This is a genomic window from Bacillus sp. N1(2025), from assembly GCF_053470005.1.
In genome coordinates this window covers 47316-69321 of record NZ_JBLTJB010000011.1, presented here as the reverse complement: position 1 = coordinate 69321, position 22006 = coordinate 47316, and the positions used below count along the sequence as shown (strand labels likewise).

Genomic DNA, 22006 nt, shown 5'->3' with positions numbered 1-22006 from the left:
GCATTTATTATTTCTTTTCTGTTATGAAGCATTCTAACACGGACACAAAAATAACTGTATATGATTATGTGCTCATATATGAATATATAGGTTCTTTACTGAAATGTCAAAATCTTTTCAATGAAAATGTCCAATACTTTATATTGCTCTTAATCAATGATTGCTATGAAGCCGCGGATTACAGTAATTACTTCAGGCGCAGACAATTTAGAAAAATCGCTGCACTTCTATCAGGATGGCTTGGGTCTGCCTACAGAAGGAATAGCCGGTACAGATTTGAACATGGCGCAGTTGCTTACTTGCAAACGGGACTGAAACTTGCCCTTTGGGACCGCAAAGACATCGCACATGAATCAAACGTTACGTTAACTGCTCCAAGCCCTGCGGAATTTACATGAGGACATAACGTCAGCAGTAAAGCTGAAGTCGATAAAGTCATGGAACAGGCAAAATAGGCAGGAGCAACGATAACTGATCCCGCTCATGATACTTTTTGGGGCGGATACGCCGGTCACTTCCAAGACCCCGATGGACACTTATGGAAATCGTTTGGAATCCGCATTGAGATATAAGTGAATAACCACATTTCAGAAATGAAAACAACAATAAAAACACACCTGAATGTTCTGGTGTGTTCCAATAATAATGTTTAGAATGCAAACGCAGCATTTTATTTTGTTTCCCAAAACGATCAAACTATTTATACGATGGCGGGATGCTTTGCGGAAAACGGAATACATTTTCGGGATCGTATTTCGCCTTTATTCTTTGAAGCCTTGCAAAGTTTGAACCATAATATGCTTTTCCGAAGTTCTCGATATTTTGATCCGGAACATTCACATATGAACCTGTTACATATGGTTTCATCAGCTGACGCACTCTTTCAACTGATGCAAGATTCGAAGCTTCTTGTGATTTATTTTTCCAACTAGCCGTCCATTCCGTATAAAACAATGGCCGGCGCCAATAGAAGGCTGTTTCACTGCTTGGAACTCTGCTTATCGCGCCGCCCCAATTGATAAAAAAGAAATTGGTTTCTGTCCCAGTCGCTTTTTCTAAAAATTGTCTCATTACTGCAATAGGTTCTTCCGGCCAAAGATTGAGCGCCCACGCCGAGGAGAATTTAACACTCTGATCAGATCTGCCGGGAATCGGTTCGTCAGGATCTAAGAAATCTATACAATCCGGGTAGTATAGTGTTTTGATTACTGTTTGTGCCGGCGTTCCGGCATTTAATAAAGGTTTTAATAATTGAACCAGCTCTGGTTTTGAACCGAGGAATAATCCTTCCGCATGGCACAAGCCATTTACTTTGCTGTAAATCTCAAGATAGCATCCTAATCGTTCGTCTGTAAACGGCGCCCATTTTTGCCACGCTTTAAATACCGTTTCTAACTGTTCCCACGGCCAAATAATATTAAAGACGGTTGCGGTTTTAGGGGCACGGTGAACTTTGAACGTATATTGGGTGTTATATCCGAAATTGCCTCCCCCGCCGCCTCTGGAAGCCCACAGTAAATCTTCATTGCGGGATTGATTTGCTTGAATAATCCTGCCTTTGGCATCTACCATTTTCAGTGCGAGAAGGTTATCGCTTATCAGGCCGATCGATCGGGAAAGCACTCCAAATCCGCCTCCCATCGTGATTCCTCCGATTCCGACGGTTGGACTGTCTCCGAACGGGGCCATAAAACCTTCCCGAGCTAAACCTTTTACAAGCGGGCCGACGTGAATGCCGGTTTGAACGGTTGCTACCGCGTTTTTTTCATCTAAGAAAACTTTATTCATGTCACTCACATCAATAACAATCCCATCACTTACCGTGGAAAGATTTTTATCCAGAGCATGGCGGCCGCTTCTGACACGCATAGGCACATTCTTCTCACGAGCCCATTTAATAGCATTACTTACATCGTATGAATTTTGTGCAAAAACAAAGACAAGCGGACAGACATCAACATAAGGGTTCCAATTCTTAACCGCCTGTGTATAGCCGGGGTCCCCTTTGAAGATGACGCGTCCTGTTAACTGTGCTGATCCCATCTATTTCACTCCCAATAAGCATTTGATTCCGATACCAGTATATGTAGGAATTGGACAAATTCTTAGACAGATGATCTGTAAACTTAAAAATAGATACCTATACGCGAAGATGATATAAAAACAAAAAAAGACAAGAGCGGCAAGCTGCCGAAACTCTTGTCTCTCCTGCCTTTTTTATCATGATAGGCACTTACATTTATTGGCGTGGTATACCGACCAAACTATGGAAGTCCATAGAAATTTATGTTTGCCCTGCTATGCGTGGTTCTGCTGAGACACCGGCTGAGCAACCTTTCTGTTTGATCCCCCGACAAGAATCTTTTTCTTTATCGTTTTTGCACCCCTGTACGGGTAAAATCAATACACATGAATTTTATCTTTTACATGATGAAAAGCTCTTATTTTTTCTTCTTGTGCTTACGTTTGCAATCATGTTTTTCCTCTTTCTTATGACGTTTTTTACATTTCGCTTTTGCTGCTAATTTTGCCGCTTTTACCTTTGCTTCTGCTGCTCGGGCTCTTGCTTCTTCCGCTCTTGCTATTGCCTCTTCCGCTCTGGCTCTCGCTTCTGCTTCTCTTGCTGCTTCCGCTCTTGCTTCGTCGTCCGCCATATCAAAATCATGGCCAAGGTCACAGGCTTCGTTGTATGGCTTTTTCTTCTGAACGTACTGTTGATCTTCACCTTCGTTATAATACATTACGCCACTCCTTCTCGCATTTTTTAATCTCTTCATACTATGTAAATAAAAAACCCCAGCTTGGACTATTATGTTGATGAATCGACACATTTTAGGGCAATTTTCATTTATCGATGCAACAGATTCTGGATGCTTGATGAAACTTAAATGATTTATGATAAGCAGCGTAAAGAGAGACTGCGAAAAAGGATGCTGCGCGCTGCAGCATCCTTCTGTACCAACTTTTTGTGTTTTTGACTTTTAGTTTGCTTGCTGTGTTTGTTTTACTGGTTCTTTGCTAAAAAGTCCGACAATGTTCCACAAGATAATTGCAGCAGCTATGATTAAACGAGCCGTACTGACTTCTTGGTTAGTAAACAATTTATAGCCATATATTGATCCCAATGCTGCTATGCAAAAAATATTGAACCATTTACTCCAACGCAATTAGAAAACTCCTTATTAAATAATTACATTTTCAAACAATGCATTATAATATTAACAGATTTTTCAGTATTTAACCTTAAATTTTTCTTAATTGTCGTTCAAGTAAAAATCATTATTACTATTTTGTTTTTTCCTTGAAGAACGAGTACCTTACCTCTTCACCCTCCACAACCATTAATCAAAGTACGGGATTATCAGTATATTGTTCCCTGATTGTTATACAGCGCATTTCCTTTCATAAGCTTTTTAATCCCTTCGGTGTAATAAGGCAATCGTTGACTTGCCTGTTCAATATCAACCCATTCTATTTTCAATATTTCTTGAGCATTTTTAATTCCTTCTTTCCCTCCTGTAACTTTTGCTTCAAATGTAAAAAATATGGCGTGATGATTTCTCTTTATAAATTTCGCTTCATTAACAGCTAGTATATCCCCAATTTCAACTTCCAGCCCTGTTTCTTCATATACCTCACGTACAGCTGCTTCTATTAGATTTTCATTAAGCTCAACTTTTCCGCCTGGAAGTGACCAATGCCCCTCATGATTATCTACCATTACTATCTGATTGAACTCATTTCTAATCAATGCGTATACAACTTTAACTTCTTCCATATGACTCTCCTTTACTAAAAATATTTTTTAACCGCTTATTTATATATTTACTGTAAAGAATATAAAGGGATATAACAGCTGTTTTTTTGTAATACATCAAACTTACAACCATTCAAGCGCATCATTTGTATCGTTTTAGAACCTTTTTTAAAAACGACAGTCTATTGAGCAGAGCAAATAAGAGTAAACTTTAAAAATAAAAGAGAACATAAAAAATACCAAAGGCCGTTACACCCTTGGTATCATTGAGATGCAGCCGGGAGGACTTACGCTTCATGAGTTTTTCAACCACGGGAGCCTCGCACTGCTTTTAAACATAAGATACTATTCCTTACTTCCAAGCGACCATATCACCACCGGAATTAATAATAACGATAATATCCCTCCGCCAAGTGATAATGTCAGGTAATTGGCACCTGCTACGACCATTCCGGACAAGGCTCCGCCGGCGGCTCCGGACAACGCAATCAAAACATCCACAGTACCTTGGGTTTTAGCCCGTGTTGACGTTTCAGTTGAATCAACAATCAGTGCCGTTCCGCTTATCAAACCAAAATTCCATCCTAACCCGAGCAAAGACAGAGCAATGACCATAAGAATCATAGAATCTCCCGGTGCAAATGCCGATATAAGCCCTGCCAAAAGCAGCGTCATTCCGGAAGATACAGCCATTACAGTACGGCCTAATTTATCCGCAAGCACACCTGTCACCAAAGAAGGGAGATACATGGCGCCTATATGAAAACCGATAACAAGACCTACCGCTCCTAAGCCATGGCCGTGATGTCTCATATGGACCGGTGTCATTGTCATAATAGCAGTCATTACAATTTGAGTAAGAATCATAACCGCCGCGCCCGCAATAATACCTTTTTTGTTCTCTGTGTGTTCGTCGGCGGTCACTTGTCCTCTATCATCAGGTGTTTGGCCGGCCATTTCTATTGTTCTTGCTATGACTAAAGGGTCAGGACGTAGCATGATGAAAAGAGTAACACCTGCCAACATATATGCTGCCGCCGCTAAAATGAATGGACCCGCCAGTGACGGAACACCAATGGAGCGAGCGAAGTTCCCCATTACATTCACTAAATTCGGGCCTGCAACGGCACCGAATGTGGTAAAAACCATAGTCATACTGACAGCAGTCGCCCGCTGTTTATGATTTGCCAAGTCCGTACCCGCATAACGGGCCTGCAGATTTGTCGCTGTTCCCGCACCATAAATAATCAAAGAAGCAAACAGCAGAAACACACTATTTAAAATAGCCGCAATGATGACTCCTATCGCTCCCAGTCCGCCAATCATAAATCCGGCTGAAAGACCTGTCCGGCGGCCGTAACGCTGAGAAAGCCTCCCCACAAATAACGCGGCGCCTGCTGATCCTAAGGTAAATAAAGCAGAGGGCACACCGGCAAACGCATCTGTACCAAGCATTTGCTGTGCAATAAGCGCACCGACAGTCACTCCGGCCGCCAACCCTGCGCCGCCGAAAATTTGTGAAAGACTGACGACAAACAAAGTACGCTTATATAATCTTTTTTGTTTATCAGGAGAACCTATGAATTGCTCCAATAATGCCGATTGAGTATCTGACCCTTTTGCACTGTCTTTGTGAAGCATAATCCGACCTGCCTTTCTATAACCTCCAACAGATTTGGATTATCATAACACGCACAAAAAAACCATACAATATAATAATTGTATGGCGGACAATATTAGATATGCTCATCCAGCAGGCGTTTAAGAATCAGCAGTCCCTGCTCAAGCTCCCCAAGCGTTTTCGGTGCACAGACAGACACCCTTACAGCCTTTTCCGGACAACTGTTCCCGACGACAAAACGTTCAGCCGCGTATACTTGCACTCCATGCTGTGCGGCTGATTTTTCAAATGCAGCACCTGTCATATTTCCGGGTAACAGTAACCATCGAAAGATTCCCGTCTCAGCACCTGCACACGTATAGCCGGTTAAATATTGATCGACCATTTTGTTTCTGCGAATAGTCTGTTCACGATGACTGTCAATTAAGATTTCAAATTGATTCGATACGATCGTCCGTGCAGTGAGTTCTGCTAACAGCGGGGAAACGGTTATATTTAAATTGTAAAGCGCCTTTGAAATCGGCTCCTTATATTGACTCGGGACGGCGACATACGCCATCCTTAACCCTGGTGCCAGTGATTTTGATAAACCGGCAATGTGAATGACCTGTTCCGGTGCAAATGATGCGATGGCCGGAAGCGGATTCTTGCCAAGAAGATGGTACGAGGCATCTTCAATAATGAATTGGTTATATTTTTTAGCAATTTTCGCGATCATTTTTCGATTCTCAACAGACATAAAGGACGCTGTCGGATTATGATAATCCGGGATGAGGTAGATGCCTTTAATATTTTCATTTTTACACGCATATTCAAATGAGGCAGGGCTCATCTCATTGTTCTCTGATTTGATCGGCACAATCTGCACACTCAGCATCGAAGCGGCAGTTTTCAAGCCTGGGTATGTATGGTGATCAACTCCAATGCGGTCTCCTGGTTTACAAAGACTCGCCAATGCCGCGGCAATCGCATTTTGCCCGCCGTTTGCAAATAAAATGTGATCAACGGACGTTTCAAATCCGCCTCTTCGAATCAGCTTAACAGCCGCATCTTTCTGCCAAAGACTTTCACCCGTCCGGCCATAGCCAAACCACTTTTCATAATCTTCCTCTTGCAGCATACTTTTCAGCTGGAGCAGCAGCGGCTCATAAGAAGCCTGATCCGGAAGCGTCGCCCCCATTTCAATCAGATGCTTCGGCTTTGTATCTTCCAGCAGATACGCATTCGATAACGCATCATAAGCAACAAAAGTCCCGCTCCCGACAGAGGCACTCAGCAGACCCTTTAACTCGCAGACTTTAAAAGCCTTTGAAATGGTGCTTACATTTAAATCCAAAAAATCAGCCAGTTCTCTCTGAGGAGGCAGTTTGGTTCCGGGTAATAAAACTTCTTGTAATATATCCTGTTCTAATTTCTCTGCAATCGCTTTATAAATGGGTTTTTCCGTTTTATCAATCGCCGGCTTCCAGCTCATCGGATAATTTTCAAAAGAATTGATCGGCATGATATGCATCCTTTTTCATTCAATTATATGATCACACCGTTTATAAAACAATTTTCACTTAACAGACGCAAAAGTTGACATAAAAAAAAGCCAAAGGCGGTTAAACCTTTGGCATGATTGATACGCCAGGGAAAAATTGAACTTTCATCAGAGATATCAATGATGAGAAGAGCTTTTCTGTACGACACTCTCTATCTTCACTCTTTATCTCGATTTGTATTCCTTGATGTTCCCGTTTCCTTATTTAGAAGAAAGATCACTAACGACATCTAATAATACATTGACACCTGCAGCCAAGTCATGATCTTTCGTGTATTCTTCAGGATTATGGCTGATCCCCTCTATACTTGGAACGAAAATCATAGCCGTCGGACAGATGCGGGCCATCATTTGTGCATCGTGCCCGGCACCGGATGTCATCCGTTTTGATTCCAGTCCCCGTTTATTTGCAGCCCGCTCAATTAATGCAACAATGTTTTTATCAAATACAACGGGATTGAAACGGACTAATGGTTCAGATGTGATAGATACGTTTTCAGCCTCTTCCAAATCTTTCAGGTAATCGGCCAGTGCTGATTCTTCTTCTTGAAGTCTCTTTTCGTCCGGATCTCGCAAATCAACTGTAAGTGCTGCCAATGATGGAATGACATTGATAGCATTTGGCTCAAAACTGATTGTTCCGACCGTGGCGACAGTTTGGCCGTTAGACATATTGGCACGTTTGCGCAAATACGTTATGATTTGTGCGGCTGCATGCCCGGCATCCTGACGCATATCAGTCGGAGTTGTCCCGGCATGATTTGAAACGCCTTGAACCGTTATACGCTGCCAGGAAATCCCTTGCAAATTCTCAACGGCACCGACCGGAATGCCTGTTTTGTCTAAAATCGGCCCCTGCTCAACATGAAGCTCAATAAAGGCGTGCGGTGTTAAAAAGCCGGGCTTTTCTGTTCCCTCATATCCTATACGCTTAAGTTCTTCACCCAGTTTCGTCCCATCCGTACCGCGGGTCTGAAGCGCCTTTTCTAAAGAAAGTCCTCCGGCGAATACGAGTGATCCCATCATATCTGGAGTATATCGCACACCTTCCTCATTGGTAAAAGCCGCAATGACAATCGGACGCTCCGGTTTGAAGCTGGACTCCTTTAAAGTGTTTATGACTTCAAGTCCCGAAATAACCCCGTAACATCCATCGTAAATACCCGCGTTGATGACCGTGTCGATATGAGAGCCGATCATAATGGGCGCATCATTATTCTGATCAGAACCATACCATACCCCGAAAATATTTCCGATTTTATCAATCATAACCTCTAAGCCTGCTTTTTTCATCCATGTTACCAATAAGTCCCGTCCCGCCTTATCTTCATCGGAAGCAGCTAACCTTGTGAGTGTGTCATTGCGGTCACGTCCGATTTCACCAAGCTCCTTAAGACGGCTGAGTAAACGTTCAGAATTCATGTAAAGGTTCACATGTTCAGATGCCATTTTGCATTCCTCCCTGTACTGAGTCAATCGCTTCATTGATATAACAATAATGTTATGATATATAAGAATTCATCATCTTAATACCAATATTGGATTTAAAAATATAAGTATATTGAGGTGTTTAACATGCAAACGCAAAACTTTCTGATGGATGACAGTCTGCAAGATTTGACGAAACACCATACAATTGTTATGCCGGTTGCTTGCTATGAAAAAACCATTAAGAACCATTTGCACGGATATATTCCCCTTCATTGGCATGATGAAATTCAATTCGTGCTTATAATAAAAGGAGAAGCGCTGTTCCAAGTAAATGAGGAATGGGTGGTTGTCCGTCAAGGCGACGGGCTGTTTATTAACAGCGGCTGCCTGCATATGACAAAGGAGCATGGCAGTTCAGATTGTCTTTATATCTGTTTAAATGTCTCCCCGCATTTCGTTTTATCACAGGAACTCTACACGACCTATGTAAAACCTTTGATTCACGCAACGAATGTCCCTTACTTATATATCCACGCAGACGACCCTTTAGAAAAAAACATTCTGAATGCTGTATTAGAGATCCACAAATGCATCGAGCAAAAATCCCTCTTTTATGAAATAGATATCACGATGAAACTTACGTCTGTTTGGAAACACTTAATCGCCAACTGTTTCCACCTTGAATGTATCGAAACAGAATGGTTGAAGAACCAAAGGATGAAGAATATGCTGAGCTGGATCCATCAGCATTATGCTGAAAAAATCACATTGGAGGATATTGCGAAAGCCGGGCAGCTAAGCCGTTCTGAGTGCTGCCGCTATTTCAAGCGCTTTTTAAAATGTTCTCCGTTACACTACGTTATAGATTACAGAATTCAAAAAAGCTTATATTTATTGCAGCAAAGAGATGCGAGTGTGACAGACATTTCTTATCAAGTTGGTTTTAACAGCACAAGTTATTTCATCAGCAGGTTCAGACATGCCATGAAGATGACGCCGCTGGCTTATAAAAAACAAAAAAACAAAGAAAGACAGCACTGACTGATTCAGTAATTGCTGTTTTTCTTTGTTTCATGTGTTTTAGGATAAGCGAATTTTAACTAATTCCGCAAAATACGCTGCACCGGTTAAAAGAATGTCATCATTAAAATCATATGACGGGCTGTGTAATGGAATATGGCCCTTTTGATCATGCTCATCACCATTGCCAAGAAAAACAAATACACCGGGAACCTTCTCTAAAAAAGCCGAGAAATCTTCTGAAATCATCATCTGATTTATGTTAGAAGTGACATTCTCTTTTCCGGCTGTTTTGGCAGCAGCTTCAACAGTAAACCCGACATATTCTTCCCAATTCGTCGTTGGAGCAAATTCATGTGTATACTCAAACTGACACTCCGCACCATGCATCTCACAAATCCCGGAACTGATAGTCCTCATTTTTTCTTCGAGAAAACGTCGGGTGTCAGGAGAATAACTTCGCGTATCACCTTTGATTTCCACATAAGTCGGAATCGCATTCCTCACCCCGTCTGTTACGATTTCCGTACAGGATATAACGGCAGGAACGCTTGGATCTAAATTTCTGGACACAATAGTCTGTAAGGCGAGAATAATTTGCGACGCTATGACCAATGGATCAATACTCATATGAGGGCGGGCTGCATGAGCGCCTTTTCCTTTAATCCGGATGACAAAGTTATCTTCACCGGCCATAATTCCCCCGGGGCGGGTTGCAAAAGTACCCGCCGGCAATCCAGGCATATTATGCAATCCGTAAATTTCATCGAGCGGAAATTGTTCAAAAAGTCCATCCTCAATCATGGCCCTCGCACCCTTGCCCGGTTCTTCCGCCGGTTGAAAAATAAAACACACGGTGCCGTTAAAATGTTGTCTTTCACTCAATATTTTAGCTGTCCCAAGAAGGATTGCCATATGTCCGTCATGACCGCAGGCATGCATTTTCCCTTTATTTTTAGACACATACGAATGATCTGCTGCTTCAGTGAAGTGTAATGCGTCCAGTTCCGCTCTGATTCCTATAACCTTTGAACCTTCTCCCGCTTTTAAGGTGGCGACTATACCTGTTCCGCCCAGACCCGAACAAACGCTTACTCCCATTTTTTTTAATTCTTCAGCAATATACACTGAGGTCATGTGTTCTTCAAAAGCTGTTTCAGGTATCATGTGGAGGTCATGTCTCCATTTTATTAATTGATCTTTCATTGTGATATCATTCATAAAGACCACTCCAATATAATCATTAAATAGAAAGCGTTTACACAAATAATTAAAATAAAGCAAAAATAATTGCCGAAACAGTGATGACACCAATAATCGTAACAAAAACATTACTGATTTTATTTCGATACATTTTTAATACTGGCAGCTTACGAATGGCATACATAGGGAGCAGCAATAGAATAACAGCCCCTATCGGTCCGCTGATGCTTTCAATGATGCCTAGAATACTTGGGTTGATATAAGCTATTAGCCAGCAAGTGACAAACATAAAAAACAGAATGATAAAATCTGTTTTTTTCTTATTATTTCTTGATGGAAAAACCTCAACAATGATATCCCGCATGGCCTCATAGGCTCCTATATAATGTCCTAAAAAGGATTTCGTAATTGCGACAAATGCGATAATCGGGGAAAGACAAGCAATAAACGCTGAATGAAAATGGTTGGCGAGATAAGTGAGAATTGAGATGTTTTGTTTCTTTGCCATAGCAAGATCTGCCGGCGACAAACTGAATACACAGCTGTATACAAAAAATAAAACAGTAAGTATCATCAATATATAACTGTATTTTTGTATTTGGGCACATTTATCATCAGCAAATTTGTCTCCATAACACTGCCTTTGAGCTACAACGAATGGTGAAATCATTGAATAATGATTAAATGAAAGCACCAGGACAGGGAATGTCATCCATACCGTCATGAACATCCCTTGTCCTGATCCGGATAATGATAGGTGTGTGACATCCAAAATGGCTGTATTCCATTTAGGTATCAGATAGATCCCCATCAAACATAACGAACCTATAAATGGATAAACTAACAAACTCATAGTCTTCATGACCGCATCCTGACCAAAACGCACGATAAACAGTAATCCTGCTATCAGAAATCCGGCAGTTAAACCCCTTGGCGGCTCTGGCATGTTCATTTGATTCACAATAAAGCTTTGAGCTGTATTTGTAATGGCAACTGAATACATTAACAGGATGCTGTAAATCGCAAGAAAATAAATGACAGTGAATACTCTTCTTGCTTTCGCCCCAAAGTATTCTCCTGTCACCGCTAAAATCCCGTCTGTTGCAGAACCTGCCGATAAAACAAATCTGGCCAAAGCTCTGTGAGAAAAGTACGTAATCGGAAAAGCCAGAACAGTGATGATCATCAGAGGCAGAATGCCCCCTATTCCCGCATTAATTGGCAAAAAAAGCACGCCCGCGCCTATTGCTGTGCCAAACAGGCCTAAGACCCAAATTGTATTTTGCCTGCACCATTTAGCCGGATCTTCATAAGAGGCATTATTCGATGAAGAACTCCGGCACCGCACATCCACATCCTGTTCTATAGACATATTTATCCTCCCGAAAAAAGAATGTCATGCTCTGGAACATCACGAATTACCATGAAGCCGGGCAGCTTTTCACTCGTATATATTTATCCGGAATACGCGATGACTTCAATTTCAATCTGTACATCTTTAGGCAACCGGCTTACTTCAATTGTGGATCTCGCAGGACGATGGTCTCCAAGATATTTACCATATTCCTCGTTAACAGCTTTAAAATCACCTAAATTTTTAAGGAAAATAGTCGTTTTCACTATATTTTCAATTTTTAAATCCTCTGATTTCAGAATGGATTCAATGTTTTTTAAAACTTGAATCGTTTGTTCCCTAATATCAGCCGGAACTTCATCCGTGTTTGGATTAACAGGAAGCTGTCCTGATAAAAATAAAAAATCTTGTACTTTAATGCCTTGAGAATAAGGTCCGATCGCTTTTGGTGCTTTTTCTGTAAAAACTGTTTTTAACATAATAATCACCTTCTCCTTATTGATGTAAAATTCTAAATATTCTTCACAAAAAAACTGAATTGCTTTCAGTTAAAAGTAATATATCACATATCTCATATTAGTCAAACGAAAAATTCATACAAAAAAGCCTGACGAGTTGTCAGGCTTTTAATTGGCTGTTTAAAATGATTCGAGTCAGACTGTTTTCCCAGTTACTCCTTATGGCATTCAGTCCTTGTTTAAGATCTTTATTCTTCATTGCGTCTAATATTTGATTGTGTTCACTGCAGGATGCATTCATTGCGTGATTTTGACTGAAATACCGAATTTCAATTCTCTGTATTTTCGTTTTTTGTCCTTGCAGTAATTTCTGCAGTTCAGTATTATTTGAGACTTCAATGATCTTTTGATGAAAGGCATTATCCAATTCCAGCGCTTTTACCTTATCATCCGTCTCCATTATTGCATTCATTTGCTTATTTAATTTTTCCATCTCGTCTATATGATCTTGTGTAAATCTTGAAAGTGCCTGTTCAAAAGCGAGACACTCGAGAGACCAAACGACCGAGTAAACCTCTTTCGCATTTTCCAGGTCAATAGGTGCTACCACTGTCCACCGATTGGCTTTCGTTATGACAAGACCTTCATTTTCAAGCTGAAGCAGCGCCTCCCGGACCGGCGTGCGGCTGATTCCGAGTGTCTCAGATATATCTTGATTTCTCAGTCTTTCTCCCGGCTCAAGCTTACCTGTTATAATCCACTCTCTCAGAAACTGATAAGCTTCAACTTTCATAAATGTTCGTTTTAATTGGTGCTGTTGGTTCATTGTCACGTTTTCACCTCTTTAAAACATCATTTTACATGTAATATACCACATTTCAGTATATCGTTTGCGAAAAAGAAAAGTTGCTTTACATTCCGATCCATGTATAATGTGATATATCACATATTGGAAGGATGAAGAAATTTGTTTGCGAATATTGATTGGGTTTCGAATCATTTCAGATCTGATACGTTACCTCAGGAATCTTCCTATTTCTCTGCAGAGGAAACAAAAAAAGCGCTTCATTTTCATTCCGGCATTCCCGGCTATCAAGCAACACCGCTTCACTCGTTAAGAAGTCTCGCACAATATCTCGGCATAAACAGTCTTTATGTCAAAGATGAATCTAAACGCTTTAGCCTTAATGCTTTTAAAAGCTTGGGTGCTTCATATGCGATTGCTTCTTACTATAGTAAAAAACTTAAAATCGACCTTAATTCCATTCATTTTAACGAATTGGTTGAACTTGTAAAAAGCGCTCCTTCTGCTACATTTGCTACAGCTACCGACGGTAATCACGGAAAGGGACTGGCATGGGCGGCTTCCCTTTTTGGACAGAAAGCAAAGGTATATATGCCAAAAGGTTCTTCTCCCGCGAGATTGGAAGCCATTAAACATTTAGGTGCTGATGCGTACATTACAGATTTAAATTATGATGACACTGTTCAAATGGCGGCAGATTTATCTGAGAAACATCATTGGATTTTAGTTCAGGATACGGCTTGGGAAGGATACCAGCAAATTCCTCTCTCTATCATGCAAGGATATACAACAATTATTGCAGAAATATACAAACAAAATGAAGATTTCTTCAATACAATCAGTCATGTTATCCTTCAGGCTGGAGTGGGATCTTTCGCTGCTTCAATGGCAGCTTCCCTATTAAATGTAAAAAGCGGGAATAAGCCCAAAATCTCCATAGTTGAACCCGAAAGCGCAAATTGTCTGTACCGGTCAGCCCAAAGCGCCTCTGGATCACCTGTCCGAGTATACGGTGATCTTTCTACAATGATGGCTGGGCTTGCCTGCGGCGAACCCAACCCATTCGGTTGGAACATTTTGAGAACATGCAGTGATTATTTCTTTTCCTGTAATGACAAGATAAGCGCATTGGGGATGAGAATATTGGGTAATCCTATTGATCCGGATCCGAAGATTATTTCTGGTGAGTCAGGTTCCGTACCATTAGGTTTGCTGCATGAGTTAAGTAAGAATACTTCAATGGAACAGATAAAGAAGAAATTAGAATTAGATCAGTCATCTAATGTGTTAATGATTAATACAGAAGGTGATACTGATCCGGAAAATTATCGGAAAGCGGTTTGGGGAACAGATCATTAAAACAACGGCAACATGTTTGTTTTAATGATTTATAAAAAGCCTTAACTTTGGGTGAAGTTAAGGCTTCCGTTATTTCCCCTTCCCATGTAAAACTCAATCATTTAACTAGTCCCAAATTAAAGGCCTGTCAACCTCAGCAGTTCTGAGATAGTCTAAAAGCTGACCGGTATGTACGGACTCATGGTAAGCGATTCTTAATAACATGTCTCCTAGTTCGCGAATATATCCAACATCAGACCTGTCAATCTTTATATTTGTTAAATCTGTTTCGTTTAACGATTTGATGAATGTCAAAAACTCGGCCCGATACGGTTTTGCGAATTCTAATTCTTCGGTTACTGTGGTAAACGTTTTTGATTCATACGGGTTTTTAGATTCCTCTGAAGACTCATTCATTTGTTTTAGTAAAATGTGATGATAAAGAAATTCCGCTTCTAATACATGTCTTATCATTTCCTTACACGACATTGCTTCGGAATCGGGGCGCCAGTCCATTTTTTCCTCAGGTATAGCTGTCCATAACTTGATGCTTCGCCGTCTTACTTCTTCAAAATGTAAAACAATAAGGTCAATCGTATTCAAGTGTTTTCCCCCTTTTATTTTTAAATAATTCTCCTTTTTCCCGGAAAAAACCTCTTCAAATAAAAAACATATTCTTTCCCGACTCGCTGGATTGATAATCAAACCATTTTTAAGATAAGGAGATATTCATTCATCCATACAATAGACTCTGGCTGAACATATACTGAATGATAGTTTTCATCAGAAAGGAGAAATCAGCTTTGGCAAAATATCGGATCATGACCTTTGACGGGGGCGGTACCTTAGGTGCTTTAAGTTTACAACTATTGAACAGACTGGCTGAAGAAAATCCAGCATTAATAAGTCGAACCCATGTATTTGCGGGAAATTCAATCGGTTCATTTACTGCCCTTGCATTAGCAAGCGGAAGATCTCCGGAGGAAACACTTCAGTATTTTGAGGATGAGATCCTGCCCGCATTCAGCGTTTCCCGGCCGGGGGGACCTGTTTTCAATCAACAATTGCCCTATTCCGGTTTTATTAAAGCGGTGCGAAACTTTTTCCCGCCAGGCCTTCGTCTTAAAGATCTTAGAAAACGAATTGTTGTCCCTTCATTCAAATTATACTCCCCAGCACTGGATCGTTGGACGCCCGTATTATTTCACAACTTTCCCGGCTCTCCCTATTTAAATGAGAAAGTGAGCGATGTCATACTGCGGAGCAGCGGTGCTCCCGCGACGCAGCGAGCCTATCAAAACTACGTGGACGGATATGTAGTGGCAACGAACCCCAGTACGGCCAGTATCGCGTTTGCGGTTGGTAAAGCCAACGTGCCACTGGATCAAATTGCGGCGCTATCCATCGGTACAGGTGAAGCCCCGACTCGGTTAAGAAGAGATACGAGGGGATGGGGAATGGTGAGTGCGGATAACATACGTCCCGAAAATCTGAAGAACCTTCCTCCAAATTGGGGAGTCCTTTTGGACAGGTCGCCTAATGAACCTTTACTGCCATTTCTTCAGATGATCTCCGGCGGAAATGGCTACTATGAATCCATGGTCAGCGCGAATCTGCTGGGAGATCGCTTTTTCCGGTTAGATCCGCGGATTCCTAACTTCTCCAAAACAGACCCTTCCGTGGTTCCCGCTGTCATTGAAATTGCGAACAAAACCAACTTACAGCCTGCTAATACTTTTATAGAGAAAAACTGGAACGACAGCCACTAAGTAAGTCAGAAGTTTACGTCATCATACAATGAACAAAAAATACCAAGGGACTCAAAACCCTTGGTATTATTAATGCGGCCGAGAGGGTTTGGACCTTCCTGGGGTATTTATACGCTGGGCATTCGATAAAGTGAAATCTTATTACCGCCCGACATTTCAAACACTGAAGTTAAGCATTACATCCAACAATCGGGCCATTTAATTGAATAGGACTACTCAGAAGTCGCTTCCCATTACGTAAGAAAAGCGACTTTTTAGATTTGATTTTCAAGTTCCTTTGACAAATTTTGAAAAGACCATTGACTATTCAGTTGAACTGTATTAAGTTTAACTATATAGTCAGACTGAATAGAGGATGAGGATATGAAACATAAATTATTACCGCTGTCTGAAACCATGCATTATATTTTATTAGCTTTGCGGGAGCCGCTTCATGGCTATGCCGCCATGCAGAAGATCGAAAAGATGAGTAACGGAACTGTTATTTTAGCAGCCGGCACATTATACGGCGCGATTGAAAACTTGAATAAGCATGGCTGGATTGAACCTGTTGGAGAGTCGGGCCGGAGAAAAGTTTATATGATAACTGCGGAAGGAAGCGCCATTTTGAAAATGGAACAAAACAGGTTACTGCATATTTTATCCCTGCACGAAGGAAGTGAATCGAATGAAGAAATTTAAGATGTTTTTTGATATTGAAAAAGAGGAGCAATGGCTGAACGAGCAATTACAAAAAGGCTATCGCTGTACAAATATCAGCGGATTAGGAATATACACTTTCGAAAAAACCGACAAAAAATATGTGATGAGACTGGATTATCAAGATTATTTATCAAAGAAAAAATTCGAAGATTACAGAGAGATATATGAAGACTTCGGCTGGAGTTATATAAATGGCCCTTGGGGGCTTGGAACTCGATATTGGCAAAAAGAAGATGATGATCAAAATGAAATCTTCTCGGATCGCCAATCAAAGAGTAATTATTATAAAAGACTAATGAGTTTTTCATCTTGTTTTGGGTTACTGTGCTTGTTTTATTGTAATATGATTTACACGAATTCAGGTTTGTATTTAGCTGAAGGTCTGTGGAGTATGGAAGGCGCAATGTTTTGGAAAGCATTTTTATTTGAAACTCCATTTGCCCTTTTAAGGTCGCTTCCCGCTCTTATGGCCGTTCTCTTTGGCTGCAGTTTCTATAAAGCGTATCGAAAATATTCAATGTTAAAAGAACAATAACGCGGGGAAGTTACATTTAAAGAAGTAATCGAGGATCATGTATCTGCCGAAGCCGGGCGCTTTAACGGAAAAAAGCGCCCTGAATTTGCTGATTAATCAGACGGCTTATTTTGTTAATGATACATACTTATTTACAATGGCTTGAGCGAGACAAGCTGATGAATCAACAAAGGTAAGTTCGCTGCTTTTTTGATCCGTGACCATATTTAAATCCGTACATGCAATGATAACCGTATCAACCTTTTCTGCTAATTCACGGTGTAATTCATCATATAATGTACCAGCCTCATCGGTTTGACCTTGTTTAATCTTTTCTATTATGTGATCGACATAGATTTGCCAACTATCTTGATGTAAAAAATCATAACCTTCTCTGTTTAACGCTTCTTGAAATATTCCAGATTGAACCGTAGGAACGGTGGCTAAAAGAGCTGCTTTTTTTGAGCCTTTAGGTATTTTTTTTATGGTTTCATCAACCATGTTTAGTAAAGGGACTGAAAGCGATTTTTTTATTTGATTAAAATAAATATGTGCGGTATTACATGGGATTGCAATAAAATTAACACCCGTTTTTTCAAGCTTTACAGCCCCCTCAATAATTGCATTTTCCATGTCCGTATGATTGAGAGGTTTATTCATGTAGAAAGGAGTCGGACAAGAATAAATCATCATATGAGGAAAATCCATGTCGTGTATTGCTCCATATATTTTTTGGCACTCGTCTACTACTTTATCTACAAATGGCCCAGTAGATTTTGGCCCCATTCCTGCCAGTATTCCAATCATAATTGTCCTCCTCTGTAAAAATGTGTACGAATACGATCACGATGAGTTATTCTTGTGTTTCTCATCTGAATCTGCTCTCATTTCTTTTTGGCTGTCTTCTCCTATTTTATCATTTCATTAATCGAAAAAGGGACTTTAAAAAAGATAGCTGGCAAACCAGACGACTTGCTCTTGGGCGCCATGTTTGTTAAAATCACCATCTTCGTTTTAAAACGTACAGGTTTATAGTGTCCCATAACGCTGTCCTAAATAAAACACTGGTCGCAACTAAGTCAAATGTTTTTCACGGTACTATAGTCAAGACTTGCCCAAGTCACCATTATCAAAAAGAATTTCATCAAGCACTTGAAACATTTATTGAACGTGAGCAAGTGTTATAACATGAATAAGAAACCAAGGAGTGATGAATCTTTTAATCTTTCATTTTACCCGCTGACTCATATCAAAGGAGCTCTAACCAAATTTTAATAGCTGTCGCACTTATTAATAACGCTAAAATCCATTGCAGGAATTTTGTATTTACTTTTTGCCCAACAGATGCGCCAATAGGAGAAGCAATTAAACTGACAATCATAAGAACCAGAGCCGGTGCAAAAAGAACCTGGCCCGTGATTACTTTTCCAACTGTTGCGCCAATAGATGAAAGAAATGTAATCGCAAGAGATGAAGCGACTGTGATTCTAACAGGGATATTTAAAATCGATAACATAATGGGGACCAGGATAAAAGCGCCGCCAGCTCCTAAAATACCTGATACGCCGCCAATGATAAACGCTAGGGACGAAGCCAACCATTTATTAAATATCACTTCTTCGTCTTCGCTATGTTCTTGTCCTTTTTTAGGTATAAACATTAAAACAACTGCTAGTATAGCCAGAATTCCGTATATAAAGTTAATTCCTTTTTCAGATATATAATGAGAAAAGTAACTCCCCAATACACTCCCTAAAAGGATGCTGCTTCCCATGTACATAATTAATGCTTTATTTAAAAAACCACTTTTACGATAAGCCCAAACACCGCCAAGTGTCGCAAAGAAAACTTGAATAGCCCCTATCCCTGAAACTTCATGGGCAGTTAATGACATCACTCCCACTAAAGAAGGAATGTATAATAGCATTGGATAATTAATAACTGATCCGCCAATACCCATCATTCCGGAAATAAAGGCACCAATAAACCCTATAATGAAAAGAGTTGTGATAAAGGCAATATCCATTTTGGTTCCTCCTTTCAAAGAAAAAGGGCATCTTTGTATTCGATACCCTTTCACATTTATTAGCCTTTTTTAATCCAGAATTTCAATACATCGCCTTCATCAGTTTGCTCTAAAAGGTCATGCCCGCCTGATTTAGACCAAGCTGCAAGATCATTTTTAGCTCCCTTATCTGTTGCATGCACTTCTAATATTTGACCTGATTCCAGTTCATTCATCGCTTTCTTTGTTCTGACGATTGGCATTGGGCATGCCAGGCCTTTTGCGTCTAATACTTTATCTGATTTCATGTTCATCTCTCCTCTTTTTAATAGAAACTTGTGTTACCGTATTGCACAGCGGTTTGGACCAATCTCCATTTCACGCTGTTTTTCTTCATCTGGGCTGATTTTCCCCATGTTTGTTTCTCGAATCTCTTGGTATGCATTTGGCTGCGGAGGCAAATGATCTGTTACTAGGTGTCTAAATTCTGTTTCATCCGCAATGTTCAAACCATGGTTCTCGCTAAATAATGTACGTAGTTTTTTACCAACACTTCCATCCTCATTTAGCTCGTCAATGATCATAAAGTGTGCCGGTAATACAATTAAATCCTTTGATAACGCGTTGTAACGGCTATAAAGCGTTGTTCTTAAATCTCCCGCCCAATCTTCTGCCATACCGGCTAAGTCTGGTCTTCCGATTGAATCAATAAACAAGATATCACCTGAAAGAAGATACTGATCATCGACAATGAAAGAAGTGGAGCCAATCGTGTGCCCCGGTGAATAAATCGGTTGAATGCCAATCTTTGTGTTTCCAATGACAATATCGTTGCCTTCTTCCAGCGGCTGATAATCAAATACCGCTTCTTCTGCATCCTTCGGTGGTAACCAGTAGGTTGCTTTTGTTTTTTCAGCTATGACTCTGCCGCCTGAAATATGGTCTGCGTGAAGATGTGTATCAAATACGTGAGTAATCTCCGCGCCCTTCTCTTTCGCAAAGTCTATAAAAATATCCGCCATACGTGTCGCATCAATAATCGCTGCTTCACCATTGGAAATGACCATGTATGACAGGCAGCCTTTACCGATTCGAACAAACTGATACATCTCACCGCCACCTTTTAAATCCCCGACTTTTACCGGCTCTAAATGTTCGCTCCATGCTTTCATTCCGCCCTTAAGATAGGATACAGAATGACCTGCTTCAGAAAGCATTTCGGATACCATGACAGATGAACCTTCTTTTGCACAAACGACCAGCACTTCTTTATCAGAAGGAATTTTCTCCAAGATATCTTCTACGCCATCTAAAAGATCGAAATACGGTACATTTAAATGGTCAAAATAATGTCCTTCAATCTTCCAATCGCTAAAATCATTTTCATTACGTACATCCAGAATAAATAAAGATTCTTTGTGAAAGATTTTTTGTGTGACTTCTTTTGCGGTAAGTGCTTGAACGGTCATGTTTACATACCTCCTTTTTCTGTTTTACCAGTCCAATCCCGCATACCGGGGACAACATTAATAACCTTTTTAAAACCTTGTTTTTTCATGGTGTGGGCCGCCATTTCACTTCTTCTTCCCGAATGGCAGATAATATAAATTTCATCATTTTTGTTTAATTCGTTAGAGCGCTTTTCCACTTCGCCAAGAGGGATATGCACCACTCCGGGGATATGGGCTTCTTCATACTCCTCTATCTCTCGTACATCTAAAATGTGAAGAGACTCGTCACTATCCACTTTCTGTTTGAAAGCTTCTAATGAAATCTCAGGAATTGAAGCTGCATTTTCTGCTGAAAGCTCTCCTCCTTTTCGAAGAAAATGACGAAGTATTTCCCCCTCTGCTTCAGTACCTAGATATTCATGGCCTGTACTATTTGCCCATGCTTCCAGATCTGCTGTAGAACCTTTATCTGTCGCTTGAATTTCTAATATGTCACCAGCTTTTAAATCCTTCATACTCTTCTTCGTTTTTACGATAGGCATTGGACACGCCAAACCTTTAGCGTCTAGTACAATATTTGCTTTCATCATTTTTTCCTCCTTTTCTCATATAGGGGCGGGGGTATATAAATATGCAAAAAGTTACTCTCTGGATGTTAATACCATGTATTCATACCACCTTTTATATTTGTGATATTTTTAAATCCTTGTTTCTTCAATACTTTACTTGCCTTTATACTTCTCATTCCGCTTTGGCAGATCACAAAGACGTCTTTGTCTTTCGAAAGCTGATGAGTTTGACGAGGCAAGATAGACAAAGGAATATTTTCGAACCCTTTAATATGCCTTGTGCGGAACTCATAAGGTGTTCGTACATCTATAAACTGTTTGTCTTTATTTTTCAGCTCTGACTTTAAATCAGCAGTTGTTATTTGTTTAACACCATGCAATGGGAAAAAACGTCGAAATACGATCCAAAGTAAAAATAAAATGAGTAAAGTATTGAACATTACTCCGCTATTCATAGTGTTATAAC

22 protein-coding genes and 2 pseudogenes are annotated in these 22006 nt (G+C 40.4%); 6 read left to right on the top strand and 18 right to left on the bottom strand.

From position 1 onward, the window contains the following. Nucleotides 1-165 precede the first annotated feature (165 nt). Nucleotides 166-565 (top strand): annotated as a pseudogene (locus tag ACNFN4_RS19060) (VOC family protein). 131 nt (nt 566-696) lie between these two features. Here ACNFN4_RS19060 and ACNFN4_RS19055 read toward each other — a convergent pair. From ACNFN4_RS19055 to ACNFN4_RS19025, 7 genes are all read right to left on the bottom strand, one after another. Beyond that, the gene (locus ACNFN4_RS19055; protein ID WP_017419201.1) at nt 697-2043 is read right to left on the bottom strand and encodes an FAD-binding oxidoreductase; all 1347 of its coding nucleotides are present in this window, start codon (nt 2041-2043) and stop codon (nt 697-699) included. 398 nt (nt 2044-2441) lie between these two features. Then, nucleotides 2442-2741 (bottom strand): hypothetical protein, encoded by a 300-nt coding sequence (locus tag ACNFN4_RS19050; RefSeq protein WP_014417001.1) that lies wholly within the window; start codon nt 2739-2741, stop codon nt 2442-2444. Between the two features lie 240 nt (nt 2742-2981). After that, entirely contained in the window at nt 2982-3167 is a 186-nt protein-coding gene (locus ACNFN4_RS19045; RefSeq protein ID WP_017419203.1) for a hypothetical protein, read from the bottom strand. 194 nt (nt 3168-3361) lie between these two features. Then, nucleotides 3362-3778: an NUDIX hydrolase gene (locus ACNFN4_RS19040; protein ID WP_014417000.1), complete on the bottom strand. Its 417-nt coding sequence runs from the start codon at nt 3776-3778 to the stop codon at nt 3362-3364. A 324-nt stretch (nt 3779-4102) separates the two neighbouring features. Continuing rightward, on the bottom strand, nt 4103-5401 hold the full coding sequence (locus ACNFN4_RS19035) for an MFS transporter (RefSeq protein WP_101560367.1): 1299 nt from the start codon (nt 5399-5401) through the stop codon (nt 4103-4105). A 92-nt stretch (nt 5402-5493) separates the two neighbouring features. Then, nucleotides 5494-6882 carry an aminotransferase-like domain-containing protein gene (locus ACNFN4_RS19030; protein ID WP_022552649.1) on the bottom strand — a complete coding sequence of 463 codons (1389 nt, stop codon included), beginning with the start codon at nt 6880-6882 and terminating at the stop codon, nt 5494-5496. Between the two features lie 240 nt (nt 6883-7122). Further along, the gene (locus ACNFN4_RS19025) at nt 7123-8370 is read right to left on the bottom strand and encodes a Zn-dependent hydrolase (RefSeq protein ID WP_110124534.1); all 1248 of its coding nucleotides are present in this window, start codon (nt 8368-8370) and stop codon (nt 7123-7125) included. 126 nt (nt 8371-8496) lie between these two features. Here ACNFN4_RS19025 and ACNFN4_RS19020 point away from each other — a divergent pair, with 126 nt between their 5' ends. Then, complete coding sequence (locus ACNFN4_RS19020) at nt 8497-9393, top strand: AraC family transcriptional regulator (RefSeq protein ID WP_014416996.1); 897 nt, start codon at nt 8497-8499, stop codon at nt 9391-9393. A gap of 39 nt (nt 9394-9432) precedes the next feature. Here the strand turns inward: ACNFN4_RS19020 and ACNFN4_RS19015 are convergent, their stop codons facing one another. The 4 genes from ACNFN4_RS19015 to ACNFN4_RS19000 form a co-directional block, all read right to left on the bottom strand. Then, nucleotides 9433-10593: a M20 aminoacylase family protein gene (locus ACNFN4_RS19015; protein ID WP_014416995.1), complete on the bottom strand. Its 1161-nt coding sequence runs from the start codon at nt 10591-10593 to the stop codon at nt 9433-9435. Between the two features lie 49 nt (nt 10594-10642). Then, on the bottom strand, nt 10643-11953 hold the full coding sequence (locus tag ACNFN4_RS19010; RefSeq protein WP_206647874.1) for a septum formation initiator: 1311 nt from the start codon (nt 11951-11953) through the stop codon (nt 10643-10645). Nucleotides 11954-12030: 77 nt separating this feature from the next. Then, nucleotides 12031-12408 carry a RidA family protein gene (locus ACNFN4_RS19005; protein WP_014416993.1) on the bottom strand — a complete coding sequence of 126 codons (378 nt, stop codon included), beginning with the start codon at nt 12406-12408 and terminating at the stop codon, nt 12031-12033. Nucleotides 12409-12547: 139 nt separating this feature from the next. Beyond that, nucleotides 12548-13213 (bottom strand): GntR family transcriptional regulator, encoded by a 666-nt coding sequence (locus tag ACNFN4_RS19000; protein WP_072177239.1) that lies wholly within the window; start codon nt 13211-13213, stop codon nt 12548-12550. A gap of 141 nt (nt 13214-13354) precedes the next feature. Between ACNFN4_RS19000 and ACNFN4_RS18995 the strand changes: the two genes are divergently transcribed. Continuing rightward, entirely contained in the window at nt 13355-14551 is a 1197-nt protein-coding gene (locus tag ACNFN4_RS18995; protein WP_014416991.1) for a diaminopropionate ammonia-lyase, read from the top strand. Nucleotides 14552-14656: 105 nt separating this feature from the next. On the opposite strand, the gene ACNFN4_RS18990 is transcribed toward ACNFN4_RS18995, so the two are convergent. Further along, the gene (locus ACNFN4_RS18990) at nt 14657-15133 is read right to left on the bottom strand and encodes a DinB family protein (protein ID WP_021495063.1); all 477 of its coding nucleotides are present in this window, start codon (nt 15131-15133) and stop codon (nt 14657-14659) included. Nucleotides 15134-15333: 200 nt separating this feature from the next. Between ACNFN4_RS18990 and cotR the strand changes: the two genes are divergently transcribed. The 3 genes from cotR to ACNFN4_RS18975 all read left to right on the top strand — a co-directional run bounded on the left by cotR (nt 15334) and on the right by ACNFN4_RS18975 (nt 17536). After that, the gene (gene cotR, locus ACNFN4_RS18985) at nt 15334-16299 is read left to right on the top strand and encodes a sporulation hydrolase CotR (protein WP_022552644.1); all 966 of its coding nucleotides are present in this window, start codon (nt 15334-15336) and stop codon (nt 16297-16299) included. 363 nt (nt 16300-16662) lie between these two features. Beyond that, nucleotides 16663-16980 (top strand): PadR family transcriptional regulator, encoded by a 318-nt coding sequence (locus ACNFN4_RS18980; protein WP_014416988.1) that lies wholly within the window; start codon nt 16663-16665, stop codon nt 16978-16980. After that, the gene (locus tag ACNFN4_RS18975; RefSeq protein WP_014416987.1) at nt 16967-17536 is read left to right on the top strand and encodes a DUF2812 domain-containing protein; all 570 of its coding nucleotides are present in this window, start codon (nt 16967-16969) and stop codon (nt 17534-17536) included. Before ACNFN4_RS18980 ends, ACNFN4_RS18975 begins: the two co-directional genes overlap by 14 nt. A 105-nt stretch (nt 17537-17641) precedes the next feature. Here the strand turns inward: ACNFN4_RS18975 and ACNFN4_RS18970 are convergent, their stop codons facing one another. The 6 genes and pseudogenes from ACNFN4_RS18970 to ACNFN4_RS18945 all read right to left on the bottom strand — a co-directional run bounded on the left by ACNFN4_RS18970 (nt 17642) and on the right by ACNFN4_RS18945 (nt 21995). Further along, on the bottom strand, nt 17642-18322 hold the full coding sequence (locus ACNFN4_RS18970; RefSeq protein ID WP_014416986.1) for an aspartate/glutamate racemase family protein: 681 nt from the start codon (nt 18320-18322) through the stop codon (nt 17642-17644). A gap of 442 nt (nt 18323-18764) precedes the next feature. After that, entirely contained in the window at nt 18765-19541 is a 777-nt protein-coding gene (locus ACNFN4_RS18965; RefSeq protein WP_029974195.1) for a sulfite exporter TauE/SafE family protein, read from the bottom strand. 59 nt (nt 19542-19600) lie between these two features. Then, nucleotides 19601-19828, bottom strand: a complete 228-nt coding sequence (locus tag ACNFN4_RS18960) for a sulfurtransferase TusA family protein (protein WP_003156135.1) — start codon at nt 19826-19828, stop codon at nt 19601-19603. Between the two features lie 33 nt (nt 19829-19861). After that, a pseudogene (locus ACNFN4_RS18955) lies at nt 19862-21020 on the bottom strand (MBL fold metallo-hydrolase). Continuing rightward, a complete protein-coding gene (locus tag ACNFN4_RS18950; protein WP_029974198.1) occupies nt 20992-21561 on the bottom strand; it encodes a sulfurtransferase TusA family protein in 570 nt (189 codons plus the stop codon). The pseudogene ACNFN4_RS18955 and the gene ACNFN4_RS18950 overlap by 29 nt, the downstream one beginning before the upstream one ends. A 65-nt stretch (nt 21562-21626) precedes the next feature. Next, a complete protein-coding gene (locus tag ACNFN4_RS18945; protein ID WP_029974200.1) occupies nt 21627-21995 on the bottom strand; it encodes a rhodanese-like domain-containing protein in 369 nt (122 codons plus the stop codon). Between the last annotated feature and the right edge of the window lie 11 nt (nt 21996-22006).